Genomic DNA, 801 nt, shown 5'->3' on the forward strand with positions numbered 1-801 from the left:
TGAGGTGGTCTAGTTAGGCAGGAGAAAGTTGGGTGATGTTAGCAAGTAGCTGCTGGTGAAAGTGATAAGGCTTTAGGTAGCCGATACTGGAATGCCGGCGTTTATGATTGTAGTAGTCAAAATAGTCGGCCACGCTGGTCTGCGCGTCAGCTAGGTCCGTGAAAACGGGCCAGTCGCGCAGTTCGAGCACTTGCGTTTTGAGGCGTGACCAGAGGCTCTCGGCCTGGGCGTTGTCATAGCAGTCGCCCCGGCGACTGTGCGAGAGCTGGGCTTTAGCGTCGCGCAGCAGGGTTTTGTAGACCTTGCCCACGTACTGGCCGCCCCGGTCGGAGTGGACAATCAGGCCGGGAGCGGGCCGCTGGGCGAGCAGGGCCCGCTGCAAAGCGGTGGTAACCAGCGCCTCCGGCATGTCGGCCCGCACTTGCCAGCCCACCACCTGCTTGGTGCACACGTCCTGAAAAGCACAGCAGTAGACCCAGTTGCCGTTGGCCAGGGGCAGGTAGGTAATGTCGCTGACCCACACCCGGTTGGCCTGGGTAGGCTTGGGCTGGTCGAGCAGCAAGTTCGGCGCGCACTGTTTGCCATGGGTCGAGTCGGTCGTGCGGGGCACAAACGATTTGGGCTGCAAGGCCTTGCGCGTCTGGCGGCGCAGCGCCGTGCGAATGGCCTGCCGCCCCACCAGGTACCCCAACTCGCGCAACTCGACGCGTAGGCGGCGGGTGCCGTAGCGGCGCTGGTGGTCGTCAAACACGTCGACCAGGGCCGTTTCCCAGGCCGGTTCCGCGGGGGCTACTACGCCCG

The 801-nt window shown here is 63.7% G+C and carries 1 protein-coding gene; it reads right to left on the reverse strand.

The window, feature by feature from the left end:
• Window positions 1-13 precede the first annotated feature (13 nt).
• Window positions 14-801 (reverse strand): IS3 family transposase (locus E4631_RS25680; protein ID WP_135318690.1); only part of this gene is annotated, 788 nt, incomplete at its 5' end.

Source organism: Hymenobacter sp. UV11 (genome assembly GCF_004684095.1).
Lineage (GTDB): Bacteria > Bacteroidota > Bacteroidia > Cytophagales > Hymenobacteraceae > Hymenobacter.